This is a genomic window from Ruegeria sp. CE6 (genome assembly GCF_056537485.1).
The window spans coordinates 1,288,633-1,307,414 of sequence record NZ_JBQFRR010000001.1 but is presented as its reverse complement, the minus strand read 5'-3'; the positions used below and the strand labels follow the sequence as shown (position 1 = coordinate 1,307,414).

Annotated in this window: 11 protein-coding genes; 5 read left to right on the top strand and 6 right to left on the bottom strand. The window is 54.1% G+C overall.

Annotated features, from left to right (window positions below):
- The first annotated feature begins 107 nt into the window (after positions 1–107).
- The 3 genes from ACR0DK_RS06375 (at position 108) to ACR0DK_RS06365 (ending at position 8,296) form a co-directional block, all read left to right on the top strand.
- The gene (locus ACR0DK_RS06375) at positions 108–3,002 is read left to right on the top strand and encodes a calcium-binding protein (RefSeq protein ID WP_480735257.1); all 2,895 of its coding nucleotides are present in this window, start codon (positions 108–110) and stop codon (positions 3,000–3,002) included.
- 353 nt (positions 3,003–3,355) lie between these two features.
- Positions 3,356–5,950: a hypothetical protein gene (locus tag ACR0DK_RS06370; protein WP_480735255.1), complete on the top strand. Its 2,595-nt coding sequence runs from the start codon at positions 3,356–3,358 to the stop codon at positions 5,948–5,950.
- Positions 5,951–6,382: 432 nt separating this feature from the next.
- Complete coding sequence (locus ACR0DK_RS06365) at positions 6,383–8,296, top strand: heparinase II/III domain-containing protein (protein WP_480735253.1); 1,914 nt, start codon at positions 6,383–6,385, stop codon at positions 8,294–8,296.
- 204 nt (positions 8,297–8,500) lie between these two features.
- Here the strand turns inward: ACR0DK_RS06365 and ACR0DK_RS06360 are convergent, their stop codons facing one another.
- The 6 genes from ACR0DK_RS06360 to ACR0DK_RS06335 form a co-directional block, all read right to left on the bottom strand.
- Complete coding sequence (locus ACR0DK_RS06360) at positions 8,501–9,418, bottom strand: hypothetical protein (RefSeq protein ID WP_480735252.1); 918 nt, start codon at positions 9,416–9,418, stop codon at positions 8,501–8,503.
- 4 nt (positions 9,419–9,422) lie between these two features.
- Positions 9,423–10,256: a class I SAM-dependent methyltransferase gene (locus tag ACR0DK_RS06355; RefSeq protein ID WP_480735250.1), complete on the bottom strand. Its 834-nt coding sequence runs from the start codon at positions 10,254–10,256 to the stop codon at positions 9,423–9,425.
- Between the two features lie 13 nt (positions 10,257–10,269).
- Positions 10,270–11,454, bottom strand: coding sequence for a glycosyltransferase (locus ACR0DK_RS06350; RefSeq protein ID WP_480735248.1), 1,185 nt, complete (start codon positions 11,452–11,454; stop codon positions 10,270–10,272).
- Positions 11,451–13,127 (bottom strand): hypothetical protein, encoded by a 1,677-nt coding sequence (locus ACR0DK_RS06345; protein WP_480735246.1) that lies wholly within the window; start codon positions 13,125–13,127, stop codon positions 11,451–11,453. The genes ACR0DK_RS06350 and ACR0DK_RS06345 overlap by 4 nt, the downstream gene beginning before the upstream one ends.
- Positions 13,120–14,106 carry a glycosyltransferase family 2 protein gene (locus ACR0DK_RS06340; protein WP_480735245.1) on the bottom strand — a complete coding sequence of 329 codons (987 nt, stop codon included), beginning with the start codon at positions 14,104–14,106 and terminating at the stop codon, positions 13,120–13,122. Before ACR0DK_RS06340 ends, ACR0DK_RS06345 begins: the two co-directional genes overlap by 8 nt.
- Positions 14,107–14,387: 281 nt before the next feature.
- The gene (locus ACR0DK_RS06335) at positions 14,388–15,341 is read right to left on the bottom strand and encodes a LysR family transcriptional regulator (protein ID WP_480562203.1); all 954 of its coding nucleotides are present in this window, start codon (positions 15,339–15,341) and stop codon (positions 14,388–14,390) included.
- Between the two features lie 136 nt (positions 15,342–15,477).
- On the opposite strand from ACR0DK_RS06335, the gene ACR0DK_RS06330 reads away from it, so the two are divergent.
- Both ACR0DK_RS06330 and ACR0DK_RS06325 read left to right on the top strand, forming a co-directional pair.
- Positions 15,478–16,485, top strand: coding sequence for a TAXI family TRAP transporter solute-binding subunit (locus ACR0DK_RS06330; RefSeq protein ID WP_170422662.1), 1,008 nt, complete (start codon positions 15,478–15,480; stop codon positions 16,483–16,485).
- An 80-nt stretch (positions 16,486–16,565) separates the two neighbouring features.
- Positions 16,566–18,779, top strand: a complete 2,214-nt coding sequence (locus ACR0DK_RS06325) for a TRAP transporter permease (RefSeq protein ID WP_480735242.1) — start codon at positions 16,566–16,568, stop codon at positions 18,777–18,779.
- The last annotated feature ends 3 nt before the right edge of the window (positions 18,780–18,782 follow it).

Genomic DNA, 18,782 nt, shown 5'->3' with positions numbered 1-18,782 from the left:
TCGCCTGTTGAGATCAACAGCCTGAAAAACCACATCTTTCCTATGATCTGTGATGCGTATGGGCCCGAACCTCGGGTGTCGACCATCCAGGAAACAGGAGGAAAGACATGAAACATGTTAGCAAATCAAAATTCCAGCCCAACTCAGCGAGCACGCTCAACATATCGGTTGGTCTTGGTGAAACGGATGACGATCCTATCGTGATCCCGCCGGTTAGTCTGCTGTCGGAAGAAAGCAGCGAATTGCAGGACTACGTCTGGGAAGATTCAGCCTCGGACGACGAGACTGTGGCCAGCAACAAACCTGATATTCCCGTCTGGACCGGTGGTAAATCACCTGGCGATGGCCACAGCGGTTGGTGGGATAAATATGGGACCCATCTGCATGACACCAGCGGCACCTATGTCGGCCGCGATGTCAAAGCCCGTGGTGAATACAATATGGCCGATGGTGAGGTGAGCTTTGAAAACCTGATGCACCGTCTCTCAAGTGGGCAAAGCAAGGGGACATATCTTTACACCCGTATCGAAGGGAATGACGGGGATAACGTCATCCACGGTTGGAACCCCGAAAACTGGGATAACTATGATGGCGGCACCTCGATCAAGAATTACTATTCCAACTATCATCATCGGGACAATATCTCGGGCGGTGACGGAGATGACATCATCATCGCCTACCGTGGGAACGACCAGTTGTTCGGTGATGGCGGTAATGATGTCATCTATGGTGGCGGTGGCCACGATTACATCGATGGAGGTGAAGGTGATGATCAGCTGTTCGGCGAATCCGGCAACGACAAGATCATTGGCGGCGGAGGCAAGAACATCCTTGTTGGCGGCGAGGGCGATGACATCCTGATTGCCGGGAATGAAGGCGACAAACTGTACGGTGGTACTGGTAACGACCTTCTTGTCGGCGGTGACGGTGATGATGTCCTGTTTACCGGGCATATCGACGAAACCTCTGCCGACACGCTTTACGGTGGAAAAGGGGCCGACACGTTCGTTATTGGCTCTGTGCCTGAACCAACAACTCATGATCCCAACCATAACCAATCGAATGGTCTGGGCGAAGAGTGGCTGGAAGAGGCAGGTAATCTGGCACTCGCCAAGATGCTGCCGGGCGCGAAGCTGTTCATCAACCTTGCCAGAGGCCTGATCGACGGGATCAAGAACATGTTCAAGACAGAGGAGCAGGTTGTCGAAACCGTCAACCCGCCGAAAGTGTCTCTGGTCGAGATCCTCGACTTCAACCCGCTTGAAGACAAGATCATTGTACCAGTCAACGTGGAGGGGCCAGTAACGCTGGACCTGCAGTCATCGATCGTTGATGGCGCGGCATTCGATCTGGTCGCGCTTGATCCGGCCGACAACAAGTTCAAGGTGATTACAACCTTCTATTGGGATGAGGCGTCGAACATCTTTCCGGGCGCAACAAGTATCTCGCAGCAGAACACAGATGCATTCATTCAACGGTTGAAAGAAACCGCTCTGATCACGGGGCCGGATGGTGCGCATTATGGCTTGGGCCAAAAGATCGACCTTGGCCTGAGTAGTGAAGACCTTGCAGGTCTTGGAACCAGCAAGTTCGTCACATTCGGGGCGTTCGGCGGTGTTTCGATGGTCGGCTTTCACGACGAGGATCGTCAGTTGGGAACAAACCACAACGACGTTCTGCAAGCCTATACGTCCGAGCGCGATACCCACGGCGGAAACGAGGCCGAAATCCGTAATGACGGCAATGATGTACTCTACGGCTTTGGCGGTGACGATATCATGGCTGGCGGTGGCGGCTTTAATAAGCTGTATGGTGGAGAAGGCAATGACACGGCCTGGTATGGTGACAGCCTGAGCGGCATCTATGTCGACATGAACAACAAGGCGGAAGATGCCAGCGGTGAGTATTACTGGGCCTGGCATGGCAACAGCGCCAATCCGTTCGATCTCAATGACGAGATTCGCGACAAGGAAGGCTATGATCTGCTCTGGAGCGTCGAGAACATCTATGGCAGCGACCATGATGATGTGATCATCGGCGACGACGGCGATAACGTCTTCACCTCGGGTGATGGTAAAGACGTGCTGACCGGTAACGGAGGAGCTGACACCTTCATTCTGAACGGCGGCGAGAACACGATCACCGATTTCGATGCCAATGAAGGCGACCGTATCGAGATTGACCTCGACGCCTACGGGATGACCGGCTGGTTCGATCTGGATCACCGCATCGAAAACGGCCAGATCGTGCTGTTCAACAAGCTGACAGACGAGATCATCGTGCGCTATGACGATGACGGGAACGGATTTGACCCGTCATACATCGACCTGCGCAGCTTGGTTGGCAACGATGAAGAAGGCTATCAGGTTGTCTACGAACCGCCCTTTGGTGCAAACACGCTGGAGTGGTTCGAGAAGTATGGCAACCGGATTGATGCCGAGGTCGGCGAAGAGCTCGTTACCGTAGATGGCACCGATAGTTGGGACTACATGATCGGCGACACCGGCAGTGGTGGATTGACCCTGAATGGTGGTGCTGGTGATGACTACATTGTTGGCGGTGCGCTCAATCAGTTCGCTACTCTGAACGGCGGCGACGGCAATGACACCATCTTGATCCGCAAAGGCGCGATGATCACCAATGCAAATGGTGGAGACGGCGACGACGTCATCATCCTTGATGCGGACCAGTCTTCAGAAGCCGGGTTTGCCAATATGTTCGGTGGCGAAGGTAGCGATACTTTTGTCATCACCGGCCCGGGCAGCCAGTATGGTGGTCAGGTGATCCGGGATTTTGAGGCTGACGACTCGATTGTTATCGATCTGGAAGGGTTCGGGATCTCGTCTCTGGATCAACTTCAGATCGAATGGCGTTCCAGCACTCACTGGGTCACGGCAAATGGCCAAAAGGTGATCAGCGTACAGGGTGTTGATGAGCATTTCGATGTCATGCAGCACATCAGCGAGCTGACGGCTCAGCAATCACAGGATTGGGGTCTCTGATCATCGCCTGATTACCAAAAAAGCTTCAGCCGGTCTGGATCGGCTGAGGCTTTCTTAACAGTTCGATCTGGCAATAATGCAAAGTTAATTATTGCGACATTCCAAATTTGGCGAAGACTCGCGCAACTGCACCGATCTTTTGCTCAAACCCCGCTATAACCCACTGACGTACAGCGTTTTTTAGCGCATCAAAAGGTTGGCCTAGGCCCGCATCCGCTCAGATTAATTCGTTAATGAACTCTTAACGTGTCCTGAACTTCTGACTTGTTACGCAAGTTGGGCCTGAATTCATCGGGCTAGTAAAGCCGAAATACTTGGGCTGAAACAACGACAAGATGGGAGTCTGTTTCAAGATGAGTAATGGAACATATGAAGAATTTCGCGACGCTTTGCGTGCATTTGAATCTGGTTGGGATCGAGATCGATACGACGCAGGAATCATTCAGGATTGGCAGCTGAACCAATGGGCGGGAGGGGCCGTTGCCGACTTCTATCCAAGCTATTCCAGCTGGTCTGATCTAAGCAGTGATGAATGGGACGCGATGTCCTATCGCTCGATGAACTCGCTTGGTTTTGTTGGATATCAGTTCGGCGAGGCGCTGTTAATTGACCTCGGGTATTACACCGATGATGTCTATTATGGGAATGGCGCGGCTTCGAACACCTGGGATGGCACATGGACCGGTAAGAACGGGGTGAATTCGCTGGCAGAGTTCACAACCGCCGAAGCGCAGGAGCGCGCGATTCAAGAAGCTTTTGGCTACAATCTTCAAGTCATCGAAACCGGGCTGGGCTATCAGGGAGAGAGCCTGTCCGACTATCTCGGCACGACACGCACTTATCTGGAAAATGGCCAGGCCGTCTCTGTCACGCTCAGTCTTACTGGCATAATGGCCGCCGCGCACCTGCGGGGGGCATGGGGTACGTTGGCTCTGCTTCAGGGTGGAAGTGTATCCACCGATGAATACGGTACTTCGATCCTGCGGTATGTCTCGCAATTCGGCGGTTATGACGCGCCGAGTATCGAAGACGCTATCAAGGTATACACCGACGGTGTCTTGCCCACGGATACAAATGGCGGCACCGATAACGGGAATACGTCGCCGCCCGTTGTCCCACCGGTTATACATCCGGAACCCACGGAACCGACCGGCAACGGGACTGCTGACACCACAGAAGATACTGCGGATGTGGTGATTAACTGGGCTTGGGGCACGAATGCAACGATCCCGGATTTCGACCCTACGACAGATACGATCTTCATCGCATGGGTCGGTGCCGACGCGTTGGAGGTTGCCGAGGTTGATGGCGCGGTTGTGTTCTCGATCCCGTCCAATAACCAGGCCACGACCCTCAGCGGTGTGACACTTGCTGAGCTGAGCCCGGCAAACTTCGCTATTCTGGACAATACCGCCGCAGCTGAAGTGCTTGGGCTGATAGGCACTGATGGTTCAATGCCGACCAGCGGTGGTGATGGTGGCGGAGATGGTGGTGGCGGTGGCCATAGCCACCAACATATGCACGTTATGCTGGGCCTTGCCAGCGAGGCACAGACGGTCGAAGGCTTCCTGCCCGCGATGGGAGATGTCATTGAAATCGGACCGGACATTGGGGCTGATAACTTCTCGATTTTCGAAGAGAGTGGGGACGCCCTGGGGCAGACCGTTAGAATTGAGCTGACATCGGGCAATGTAACCAAACAGGTCGTATTCACGGGCTTTGGCCTGTCTGATCTTTCGCTTAGCAATTTCTCTATCACGGATCAGACGGTGTTGAACGAAGTGTCCACAGCTTTGGGGCAAGTTATCGTCTCGCCGGGAGACGGAGAGGGCTATGACCTCAGTTATGATGCAGACGGGTCAAACCCGCCCGCGATTACCGGCAATACAGACACGGGCGGGGTGAAATACCGGGCCGATAGCAACGCTGACGACATAACCGGATTCCGCCCCGGTGTGGACGAGTTGGACTTTGGCGGTACGTCGGTTCACGGCATGATCGTCACCAAATCCAAGGCCGGCGAGATTGTTATCGACAGCCCATGGTCGGACGCGGCGCAAATCGTGCAAGGTGTCACCTTCCAGGACGTGACCATCGACAGCTTTGGTGTGGTCGGCAACGAACACCTCCGTCAGGATATGGGCGGCGTTCTTAGTTGGGAGCAGGGCGTAGGACCTCGCGATGCTGACACAGTCTATGTTCGCAGCCACGAATATGGCGTGCACGAAGTTATTGACGGTTTTGATCCTTCAACGATGAAGATCAGCTTTCTGTATTTCGGAACCCGCGAGCGGCTTAGCGTCGAGGACAGTGGCGATGGTCTGGTGATCTCATCCTTGCCGACCGGACAAAGCATCACGCTGACCGGCGTGACCAAGGCTGACCTGATCCCGGGTCTGGTCGAATTCCATTTTGATCAGGTGATGGAAGACAATCTCGAGGTGCCATTTGGCTTTGACCAGAACGATGTGACGTTGGTTGATCGCACCATACTGCTGACCCCACAGGCTTCTGTCGGGGCGACGACAGACGGTTATCAGACACGGGTCGGAGATCTGACAGGGGGATCGACCCAACCAGATATCGGTAGTGGAACCAACGAACCCGGAAACAGCCACACACCAGGAGTTGTGACCTTCGGCGCTGAAGCGGATGTGGCAGAGCTTACCTGGAACTGGGGGGTAAAGACCCAGATTATCGGTTTTAATGCCGATGAAGATATCATCGATTTCAACGCTTTGAGCGAAAGCGATGTGTCGGTCACCGAAATCGATGGCGATCTTATCTTTGAAGTTGTCGGAAATGGCGGCCATACCGTTACACTTCAGGATGTTCAGGCCGAGGATCTGGATCTTGGCAACCTGACGGCTGATGACTGGAACAGTGTTGCCGAAGCAGAAAGCGCCCTGACAGACCAACTTGAAGCGCTCGGCATGTCCATCGCCTGAAGCACTCCAATAAGTGGTTCCCGGTCTGCGCTAGGCCGGGAACGAAAACAAACACATGAAAATCGATGGGCTCTAGCCTCGTTTCCGGTTCGGTTCCGTGATCAAGTCATGCGACCATAATATTAATGCTCGGATCGCTTGCGCTAGGTCTTCGTGGCTGGCTTTCTTATAGGTTGTCCTTCCGGCTCTACTTAAACATTACTCCAATAGGCTGCCGGACGGAGCGTTTAGCATATCAATTTGCTAAGCCAAACTAATCGGATGTCTTTGACAGAATTTGGCCACCGCTGCAGAGTCGGGTTGCAGGCGTTTCCAGTGCGGAAGAAACCCATGATCGCAACCGTTAGAAGTGTGAATCCGATTAAAGCCTTCTTTTTGTTCGTTTTGTCCTTCGCTTGTTTTTGCGCTACAAGCGCTTTGTCCCAAAACTCAGTGCCGCAAGTCGTTCTAACGGATGAGATCGTGCAGCGCATAGAAACACAGCGCGCAGCCGATCAGGTGTTCGCGGCTGACTATCAGGCATTGATTGACAGTGCAGAAGCGCATTTGCAGTCGCCTACTATTGTTGAGGCAGTTCGGAATGGAGATGGTCAACTTCACGAAGCTTTTCGTGGATTTGGACAACGTCCGGTCGAACGCCTCACCACACTGGCTTTGGCTTGGCGATTGACTGGTGACAGTCGATATGTTGATCGCGCCAGAACCGAGCTCTTGCAGTTTTCGGAACTGGAAACATGGCAGCCCGCACACTTTCTGGGATTAAGCCGTGTCACATTGGCGGTGTCGCTCGGATACAGTTGGATTAGTGACAATCTGGACGAAGAGGATCATCAGACTATCCGATCGGCACTTGTTGAGAAGGGGCTGAAAGAAGCCGCAAAAATCTACGATCTGGATACGCTCTATTATGACAAGGGTTGGGTCGCCCCCCAACACTGGGTGAACCCAGTGTCTGTTCCCGCGTCGCTTCCTGATGGGACGGCTACTGCGGATATCGCCTGGCCCGTTGCATCCTTCAACTGGAACATCGTTTGCAATGCGGGAATGATCGTCGCTGCTCTGGTTGTGTCAGAAACAGAACCGGAACTGGCTGATCATATTATTGAGCAGGCTCAGGTTTCACTTAGAAATGGGTTGGCAATGTTTGCTCCGGATGGTGCATGGCCAGAAGGACCGATGTACGGGGCTTTGTCCGCCCGGGACGCGGCAGTATCGTTTGATGCGCTTGTTTCCGTCCTCGGGCACGATTTTGATCTTTCGCGAATGGTAGGTTTGGAGGAATTCGGGGAGTTTCTGATCCATGCGTCTGGACCAACTGGCATGCTGTTTAACTTTGGAGACAGCGATACAAGCACTGACCTTGTTGTGTTGACCTGGTTGGCGTCGCGGTTCAATCGCCCGGGCTACGACATTAAAATGAATAGCAAAATGCGGTCTTCCCATCCAGCATTCGAGCTGATCTGGCAGCAGCGACGCAATAGTGAACCAATCACTGCCCGATCAACATCCTATTGGTCTGGAGGGCTTGGGATCGTAACCATGCGGTCTGGTTGGAATGACCCTACGGCCAGCTATATCGGCCTCAAGGCTGGGCCGCTTAGCAGCCATCACAATGACCTTGATGCGGGCACCTTTGTGCTTGAAGCCGACGGTGTACGTTGGGGGGTTGATCTTGGGCTCGGAAATTACCAATTGCCCGGCTACTTTACTGACAAACGTTTTGACTATTATCGAACGGCCACGATCGGGCAGAATACACTGACCTTTGACATGGCAAATCAAATCGAAACGGGGCGGGCCTATGTTGAGGAGTTGGCGCAATTTCCGGGTTTCGATTTTGCAATCGCCGATCTTTCAGACGCCTATGGAAAGCCCAAGGGAACGGTCAGACGAGGCATAGCTCTTGTCGATGGAACGACTGTGTTGGTTCAGGATGAAATTAGCTCTGATCAACGGGGGCGGGTGGCGTGGGCAATGCATACCGAAGCGCAGGTAACGGTTGATGGCTCCAAGGCCACATTGCGTCAGGATGGGAAAGAACTAACCGCGCGCATACTGTCGCCGCCAAATGCCACCTTCTCTCAACTTTCAGCCAATCCTTGCGAAACGGCATTCAATTCTGAATGTGCGATGCAGAATCCGAATTCAGGCGTTACACGGCTCATGATCCAGCTTGATCTTGATGAAAGTGACAAGCGTGAAACCATTGTTGTTACTTTTGAACCTGATGCACAGGCCGCAAACAAGCCGGTCATCCCGTTAGGTGAGTGGCGACTGAACGCGACCCTCTCGAACGATGTTGTGAAAAAGCACATTGATCGGTTGCCTGCTGAAAACTCACGATAGGTTTGGGTCAAACTTGAACGACCTCAACCCTGGCTTTAGGCGATGCTGGGTGCGCTCAAGGAATGTAGTACGCACCAGAAGTCGCACTATGTTTGGAAACGAATAGAAGACGGCACCCTAGCGCCTGAGGCAGCGCATGGCGACCTTCAGATACGATAGACGCCGATTCAAGTTGTCTGGCTGACCCGATCCAAATTAATAAGCCTATACAGCTTCGTGCTCACCACTGCTTAGATATCGGCGCAGGGTTACGCCAAGCCCAAACACAGCTACATCCCCCAGAACCGAGATCGCGCGATGCGCGATCGCAGCGCTTAGACCGACTCCCTGATCAGTGAAAAGGCCAAGTCCGAGAGCAATAATTCCGTCTCGAATACCGATACCACCGGGTGCGCCCGGCATCAGAAAACCGATGACCCAGGCTGTCGAAAAGATTGCGATGCATTGCAATATACCGGCACCACCCTGAGGGTAGATCGCCCGTGCGACACACCAAAGTGACAAACCCAGCATCAAAAAGTTGAAGCTATGCAGAAACAATAGGATCAGGCATTTTGAAAATGTAAGTTTCGGTTTTCCCGCTTTGCGCCAAATCACAATCTGGCCAATCATTACGCAGGCCAGAATTCCGAAGAAGATGATTGTCATCTGTCCATCGAGCCAGGATCCTGGAAGGTCTGCAATTACTGCGGCGACAAGATCGGGCATGGTCAGGAGCACAATTCCGACGACCAGAGCACCGCTGGCGAGCAGAAAACCGATCTCGAGCAACAGAGATGACGCAATAATTGCGGATAGCACTCCATCACTCCTTGCGAGGGCGAAACGTCCCAAAAGGTGGGCAACATTGCCGGGGATGTATTTCCCGATCTGCGATACCATTAACTGACTTTCAGCGCGTGTGCGCGTTAGGGCAACGTCATAGATGTTTAGCGTCACCCCCCAAGCCACAGCACCTACGAGCTGCGACAGCACATAAAGGGTAAACCCACCTAGCAGTGCATAACGGGCGCGGCCTGACCCGAGGTCGAGCACTGCAATGTCTCCTGCGTGTCGAACCAGAATGATTCCGATGAAGATCAGGGCAGCAGCGGTGCCGATATAGCGCAGGGCGGTAGCCATGTGTTTACGTTTTGCGCGCCACTACAAGAAAACCATTTCCAAATTCGGTGTTAAGGAAAGGGCGTTGTAGCTGGAAAAAAAGCCGCATGACCGTGACTGCGGGTATGGAAGAAAACACAGGCCAGAAGCGCCGCTCAATGGAACGATCGCTACCGCTCTCGTTTGTAAGGTCGTTCGCTGTTTTACCAGATTTGGCGTTGGTTTCTAATATCTGCCCATAGGCCCGAGCACGCCAATACTCCATGATATTGGCCAAAGGAAAACCGTAGCACTCAATAGTTTCGACCGTGAAGCCGGCTTCCTGAACCGAATGTACTAAAAGTTCTTTACTGTAGCGTCGAACATGCCCTGCCCAAACGTCGGCCGCATTCCAGCGGGATGGGTGCGCAGGCGTCGACAAGATCATTGTTCCACCGGGTTTCAGATAAGTTTGCCATTCTCTCATGGCCTCAATATCTTGCTCCAAGTGCTCAATCACTTCAAATGACATGATCAGGTCGAAGGAGTTTTTCCAATCCGGGTCAAGCTCGGCCAAGAGTGTAATAGGGCTGGCTTGAGTGTTGAGCTTATCTGCCAGTTCAAGGGCCTGCTGCGAACGATCTACGCCATAAGCTTCAAAACCCTGTTCTGCCAGTTCTGACAATAGCGCAGCCGGTCCGCACCCGATATCAAGCACTCTGCAAGGCATCAGATTTTTGAGATGCCGCATAACCCGATCACGCCTCAGAAGATACCGCGGCGCGGGCACCCAATTGGATTGCGGCAGGGCCGGGCCAAAGTGCCTGTGATAGATGGCAGAAGCACTATGCTCTGCGGAATTAATGGCGGTATCAGTCATGTCGACCACAGTTTTATCCGGCTTGAGGTGCACAATGAAACAAGTATCCGCAAAGAGTCCGCGCGATCTCATGCGGCTGGGCCATTTTCAGTTTGTCTTCAGGCATTACCGGATAGCCCTCGTGCCTCAATTCAGCGATGGCATCCAGCAGCGCTTCGGGATTTGAATGAGGGATAAGCTTCACCCCGAGAGCTTCGGTGCCGAATGTTTCGATCATGGCAGGTGAGCTTCGGGTGATCACTGAACGCCCTGACAACAGCGCCTGATAAACCTTGTTCGGCACCACTGACGCAGCCTTGCCAGAGGCGCCAAAAATGCCGAGGCAGATGTCGGCATTTGAAATTGCCTCGGTCAGTTCCTCATAGGGAACCCACTTCTGCCAGGAGATATGATTATGCTCCGCATCCACCAGAGCTGTCTCGAGCAATAGGCGCTCTTGCCCGGTGCCAATCAGGTGCCAATTGATATCGCGACCTCGATCCGAGGTAGCTGCCGTCAATATCGTTTTAAGCCCATGCAGCGGGATGAGCTGTCCGTAAAACAACACTCTAGTGGGACCGTCGTGGCGCGCAGGAGGAGGCAGACGCTGGAAGGATCCCGGCTCAGCTCCCACCGGCACTGCTCCAATCCTGGATTCAGGCAAATTGAAGATCCGTGCAATATGCTCGGCATGCGCCTTCGTATCGAGCAAGACATGATGCGCTGCCCGACAGGCCAGCCATTCAGTGACCCAAAGCATCCGGCCCGGCAGTGACTTGGCTCCAACCATACTTCGATCGTTAACGACAGTGTCGTAAAGCGAAAGGAACATGTCCCAGGTGATCTGCCGCCGACGTAGCAGGGCAAAGGGCCACAACACCAATGTATCGAGCGCGCCAAGATAGGGAACCATCACTGCATCATGACGAGGCGCACGCAAATAATGCAGGATCAGAAGCGGATAGGCCAAGAGCGCGCTGAACAACACTCGGATCATTACAGCCATGTTCAACTGGCTTTTATCCGCGTGTTTGGGCCAAATCTCTGCGTGGATTTCAATTACTTCTACGCCGAGCTCTTGCAATCCAGTTCGGAGAATTCGAGTACGCGGTTTGCTGAGATCATATGTTCCCCAAAAAATCACCCGCTTGTTGCCGGGCTCAGATGGTATCGGAGTGGTGCTGACCACCGGAGGGGAAAGAGGCATATCGGCATTCATGGCGAAAGCATCCGGAAGCCGGTATAAACCTCTCGATCCAAGCTTTCTGGCGCAACCGGATCCACACCAGTATCCCAGATCAGCCTGACAGCAACACCTTTCGGTCCGTTGATTGTTACTGCCTCTGCCCCAATGCTAAGAATGTCTCCAGATGCGACGGCACTTGTATCAATCTGTACTGGCTGGCTGGTTTCGACCCGATACCTCCCGGGGAACGGAAGTGCCAATTCAACCGGTTCGCCGGTCAGCGTCACTGATCCTCCGGCAAGCCAGATCGATCCCGAATAGTGCACATATGACTCGCGTAATATCTTGTGGTCCTCAGGCAGCAGCACAGGCTCGGCTCCATTGGCCGAACTTGGGTCCATCGTCAGCGTCAGAGCAGTTTTGTTGGCGATAAGTAGAGGTGGCTGCTGTTCTGCGATGATTCTGGCAAATACGGGCTGGCCCGCCGCCTGATAGCGTGCAACGCCCCAGCCTGACATGAAGAAACCAGGATTCGGGAAACTTGCGATCATGTGGCTGTCATCAATATAGGCGACCTGATCTGGGAACAGGCGATGAATTTCCGCAATAGTGGCGCGTTGGTTTCCTGCACGATCTTGCAGTGCTAGGGCTGCCTGGACAAAAAGCCCCGCAAGCATCACCATCACCAGCTGTGCTAAGCGTCGTGATGATCCAAGCCTCTGTGCACCGATCGCGACGGCTACCATCAGGAGTGGGGTAGCGAAGGGGTAAAAATAGACAAAGGCATTGCGATAGATCACCACCGAGAGGAGCGGTGCAGCAAAGAGCGCAATCAACAGAACCCGCCGAGCATTCCGACCGGCACACAGTCCGATCCCCACAAGAATGATCTGTGGGAGACTGAGCATAGCCCAACTCATGAATTCAGTTGATCGTGGGAATATGCCGCTTTTCAACAGCGTCGTATTCAGCGCGTCCTTTGCATTGTTTGCCGTCTGGTTGCCTTCGGCGACGCGGAGGCCAGACGCATGCCAGAGGTAGAATGACACGCAAATGCCAGCCGCCAATATACCCGTGATAATGATGCGCCGTACCGCTATTCGATCTTCGATCCTCCATATCAGAACGGCCAGAAATGCGGGCAGATAGAGTGCCGATTTGATCGTAACCAGTACGGCCAGAGCGCTCAGAAGCGCTGCCGCCAGTGTTTGCCAGACAGACAGGCGCGTGGTCAGCAAGATTGCAATCGAAGAAGTCAGTAATGCCGCAGCAATGGGATCGGCACGGAAACTGGCGCCATAGGCCAAAACGTAGCCCGAAGTCAGGAAACCCAGAGCAGCGATATCAGCAAATCGCTGTTCGGTAAAATACAGGGCGATACGGCGCACAGAAATTGTGGTCAGCCCGACGCATGCAACCATCACAAGCCGGGCTGCAAATATCTGTTCCATCTCATGACCCGGCAGCGCATCGAGCCATGTGAAACCATGCACGAAGAAGGTCTGCATTGGACGGTCCAATCGACCGTCGAGGAAGGCATGGACATGTGACAGGAAATAGAATTCGTCCCAATTCACATTGTGAGTATACGCCAGCACCAGCATAAACACGAAGACAACGACAATGCTCGCTCGTACCACTCGATCAAGAGTGATAGCCCCTACCAATCCGGCGTTTCGCTGATCGCCTAGCGCCGGATTATCCATTCTCTACCGCCCTGACCTGGTCGAGGGTAATTACTTCAGTAGGTCTAATCGGCGCGCGCAGTAACTCTCGGGCCCGGATGTCTTCCAGCAGACTACGGTTGGTGGCGATAAGATCGGCGAGGATACCAACGGCGAACAGTATCGTGGCCATTGCCAGCAGCACACCGGACAGAACCAGCGACTGAACATGCCCGGCCCCCCCGTCTGTCGCGTAATAATAGAGAAATCGCCCAACCCCGATTAAGCCAGGCAAGGCGAATACTGCCGAAAGCGTCAGGAAGAACTTCAATGGTGCGTAGATCACAAAAACGCGCAGAATAGTTCTTGCTGAGCGGATGACATACTCTCCGATACCTCTGAACAGACGAGACGGGCGTGTTACCTTGTTGACCCGAACAGGCACCGAGGTCATCGGGATATGTTTGCGTCCGGCCTGAATGATGGTTTCCAGAGTGTAGGTATAAGTGTTGACAACACAGAGTCGGGCAGCGGCATCTCGGGAATAGGCGCGAAATCCGCTGGGCGCATCAGGGATTTCTGACTTGCTTGCCAGTCTCACGACCCAACTGCCCAGCCGTTGAAGGGTTTTCTTCAACGGCGAGAAGCCCTCGATCTCTCTGATCGGGCGAGCGCCGACCACGATTTGTGCCTTACGCTTCAGTATCGGATCAATCAGGGCCGGAATGTCGTCAGCGCAATACTGATTGTCTGCATCGGTGTTGACGATCACATCCGCGCCCAATGAAAGTGCATACTCGATGCCGGCACTGAACGCACGGGCGAGGCCGACATGGCTGCTCATTTCCAGAACGTGATCAGCTTTGGCGTTCCAGGCGACTTCAACGGTCCGATCGGTGGAGCCGTCGTCGATGACCAGTACTTCAACTTTACTGACGCCAGGAATCGATCGGGGAATTGCCGCGATCGCTTCGGCAAGGGTTTCCTCCTCGTTAAGCGCCGGTATTTGGACGACAAGCATCATGATCATGCCACATTGATAACTATTGAGTGCAATTACATTTTATTTTGGGACAAAATTGTGTCCAAAAGGGGTAATTGTTGAGCCATCTGAAACGGTTGAAACGCTCCTTTGAAACAATTCGTATGAATACTCGATGGTTGGTGCGTCATCGGTGTCGACCGAAAACTGCGTTACTCTAAATCCGTGAATTGCGACCAGCCGTCTTTCTTCTCAAATCAACTTGACGCTGTAAATCGCTTCGAGCGATCAAGAGATCAACTCATTGGGGCCGATCAGTTTTACTCACGCCCGGCCTGGAAAATCCATTCTGTGTGAGGATTCGCCTTCACGTCTTCCAACATTTTTAAGACCTCGGCTTTCCATCCAGCTTTGATCTTTAAAGCCAGTTGAGACGGCGGCCGGTGGTTGGGTTCAAGGATCGCGTATTCATATCTGAGCGGTTTCTTGAATGGCAAAAAAGCGACCTTTCCGTCGGACAGGTTCAATTCTTGCTCGGTCACGACGGTCAGCGGATCAACGATGCTGCAACATTGCCCGGAGCTGACGAAGGGGATGAGGGGCTGAAAATACTGGCAGGTCACTGTCGGATTGTACTCAGCACCGACCTCCTCGAATTCCTGCCGGATTTTGCGCTGGAATGGGTGTGACGCATGCAAGCCGCCCATGGGCGTATCGTTCAGATCAGACAGTGTCAGGCTCTTACGCGAAGCAAGTGGGTGGGTGCGGTCAATGGCACAGAAGCAATCTGCTTTGATTAGTTCGGCAGAGTACTGCGGTTCTTTGCCCGCTGAATGTTCGAAATCAGCAAATCCGAAGTCGATGTTCTGGGTCCCTGCAAGCTCCATAATCTGAGGTGAACTGCGGGTGGAAAGAGTGATGCGAATATCGGGGTTTTCTCCGACCGACTGGCTGATGAAACGCGGGAACAAAAAGGCGGACGGGCCGGGCATCGTTGCGATGTTCAGGCTGCCTGCATGCCCTTTGATCAACCCTTCCATTGTGCTGGAGATGGTGGCGAGACGGTCCAGAATGCCTGTGGTTTCGGCCAGAAGGTAGTGCGCTTCAGGAACCGGAACCAGGCGTCTTCCCTTGCGTTCAAACAGGGTCAGTCCCAGCGTTTTTTCCAGGTTTTTCAACGCAAGGCTAATCGCCGGCTGAGTGCGATTCAGTTTCTTGGCAGTTTGCGAGATAGAGCCGGTCTCCATCACTTCGCGAAACACTGTGAGCTGCATAAGGTTCATGGTTTATGTATAAATAAAACCTTAGTTTTGTGAAGTATAAAAAATTTGCATTTATGCGAATCGTCTCTACGCTGAGAAGATCGAATTCGGGAAAACCGAATCCAGCGATCCAACAACGGAGATGATTATGAAATTCGTGAAATGTTTGACCGGACTGGCCTTGGCAGGCGCGCTTGCCGCCCCTGCGCTGGCGCAGGATCCAACATTCTTCCGCATCGGGACCGGTGGCGCAGGCGGAACCTACTTCCCCATCGGCGGCACCATCGCCAACGGAATTTCTGCCCCTCCGGGATCTCGCCCGTGCGAAGAAGGTGGCCAATGTGGCGTCCCGGGCCTGATCGCAATCGCGCAATCCACGACAGCGTCGGTGTTCAACAATGCCGCAGTGCAGAATGGTGAGCTTGAGGCCGGTCTGGCCGCAGCCGATGTGACCCGTTCAATGTATCTGGGCGAAGGCAAGTTCGAGGGTAAACCTCATCCTAACCTTCGCATCGTAGCAAATCTGTTCCCCGAGGACCTGCATCTCGTGCTGCCCGCCGGTCAGACGATCAACAACCTGGGTGATCTGGAAGGCAAGCGCGTCGGCATAGCACAGGCCGGATCGGGTACGCAGGTTGCTGTTCTGCAGATGCTCGACGCCTGGGGCGTGAACCGCGACAATATGGATGAAGCCGAACTGAACAACAGTCAAAGCGCCGAGCGTTTGGCTGACGGTCAGTTAGACGCCTATTTCTACGCTGCGGGCTGGCCAGTTGCTGCGATGGTACAACTGTCGTCGACCAAAGGCATGAACCTGCATTCGTTCAGCGATGAAGATCTGGCCAAGATCAATGAGATCATTCCGGCCTATATCCCTTCGGCCATTCCAGGTGGTGTCTATGAAGGCATAGACGCGGAAACCAAGACCCCTGCGGTCAGTGCTATGCTGGTTGTGTCCTCGGATCTGTCGGAAGATCTGGTCTATCAGCTGACCAAAGCCCTGTGGAACGACAACACCCGCAAGCTACTGGACAACGGCCATGCCAAGGGTAAGCAGATCACGCCCGATACCGCGCTGGATGGTGTAGAGGCGCTGGGTGTTCCGCTGCATCCGGGTGCCGAGAAGTTCTACAAAGAAGCCGGACTTCTTCAGTAAACGTAACAGACTGAACTGTATCGTCGGTGCCCCTATGTGGGGCACCGCACACTGGAACTATGCGAAATCGGGAGGCCATCATGTCCGAGACCCAGAAACTTGATGACCACGAATTGACGGCCGAGGAACTAGCGGCCATCGAGGAACAGTTCGATGAAGGTGCCGCCGTCCGGCAGGTGACGCCCACCGCTGGAAAAGTTCTACGTGTTGTGGCCCTGATTTTAGCGTTCTACGAATTCTTCACGGCCGGATTCGGCCTGCCCGCAGACCACTGGCACATGGGCATCTACCTCGCCCTGCTGTTCATTCTGGTCTACGCCACAATCCCGATTGTCGGGGCCAAAAGCCTTTATGCCCTTAAGGTCAGCCGGTTCCGCATCGGTAACATCCCGCTCTATGATCTGGTTTTCATGGCGCTTGGCATCGTTGCCGCGCTCTATGTTGGCGTAGCCTGGCGCGGCATTCCGTTCCTCGGGATCGAGGAACAGACGTTCCGGATGGGCAACCCCAACAACTATGATGTATTTCTGGGCGTCGTCATCATCCTTTTGGTGCTGGACATTGCGCGGCGCACGCTGGGCTGGGTGCTGCCCCTTATCATCTGTGTTTTCATCTCATACGCCCTGCTGGGGCCGTACTTCCCCGGACTGCTGCAGCATCCCGGCGTGAATTTCAAAACCTTCGTATCGTCGATGTATTTTCCGCAGGAAGGTATCTACGGCGTCACGCTCTGGGTGGTTTCGACTATCGTCTTTCACTTTGTTTTGTTCGGCGTCATCGCGCAACGCACCGGTCTGGGGCAGCTGTTCATCGACAACGCGACTATACTTGCGGGCCGTTATACTGGCGGTCCGGCAAAGGTATCAGTCGTGTCCTCAGCTTTCTTTGGCACGATCTCGGGCTCATCGGTGGCCAACACCGTATCGACCGGAGCATTGACTATCCCCAATATGAAGCGCCTCGGATACCCGGGCCATTTTGCGGGCGGGGTTGAGGCTGCGTCTTCGGCCGGCGGCCAGATTACTCCGCCGATCATGGGCGCTGCGGCCTTCATCATGGCCGAGTTCCTTGAGGTTCCGTACACCACCATTGTGATCGCAGCGATCTTCCCGGCAATTCTGCACTATGTCGGCGTCTTCGCTGTGGTGCACCTGATGGCACGCAAGCTGAACCTGAAGGGTCTGGCGAAAGAGCAACTGCCGCAACTCAAAGCCGTCTGGGCGGAAGGTTGGGCCAATATCGTGCCGCTGATCGGTCTGCTGGTGGTGCTGTTTACGGGCTACACGCCGTTCATGTCCGCTTTCTGCGGTATTTCTCTGGCGGTTATGGCGGGCATGTCGCGGATTAAGCAGCCACCAACGCTGATCTATGCCGCGGCTTTCCTGGCTTTTGTGCTTTGGAAATTCTCAGATGGCGGGTTCGACCTGACGATGACCGCAATCCTCTGTGGCCTGTCGGTTATTGCCACGCTGAATCCACAGAAACGGATTGAAGTGCCCGAGATGCTGCAGGCGGTCGAACTGGGCGTGAAGTACTCGCTGGCCGTTGGTGCCGCAGCGGCTGCGGTTGGCATCGTGGTCGGAGTGATCAACACCACTGGCATCGGCTTTCGCATTGGCTTCATGGTGACACAGGGCGCGGGCAATCTGGCGTCAGATATTTACAACATGATCTCGTTCGGCAGCTTCCAGCTGTTTGCCATGGAAGACCTGCAGCTATTCATCTCACTGGTCTTCATAGCCATCGTCTGTATCCTGATGGGCGCAGGTATCCCGACCACAGCGTTGTACATCATGCTGGTATCGGTCGCACAGCCTGCTTTGGCGCAGCTCGGCGTTCCTCCCATCGCCAGCCACCTGTTCGTGCTCTATTACGGCGTGGTGTCAGAAATCACACCCCCGGTCTGTACGTCGGCCTACGCGGCTGCTGCAATTGCCAACTCGAATCCGTTCCGCACTGGCCTGTCGGCATTCACTCTTGGATTGGGCAAGGTGATTGCGCCGATGGCTTTCGTATATGCGCCAGTTCTGCTGTTCGTATCCTCAACCGGCTTCAATTTCTGGGAGTTCACTTACACCGCCGCCAGCTGTATCGCCGGGGTCATCGCCCTGTCGGCTGCGGTTGTGGGCTACTGGCTGAAACCGATGAATGTTGCGGCGCGGATTCTGATGGCCCTTGCGGGGATTATCTTTGTCGCGCCCAGCCTGACGGCAGACCTGATCGCGCTGGCCGTTGCCTCGCCTGTCATCGTCACCCAATTGATCGCGCGCAACCGCAGTCAATCTCCGGCCTGAACT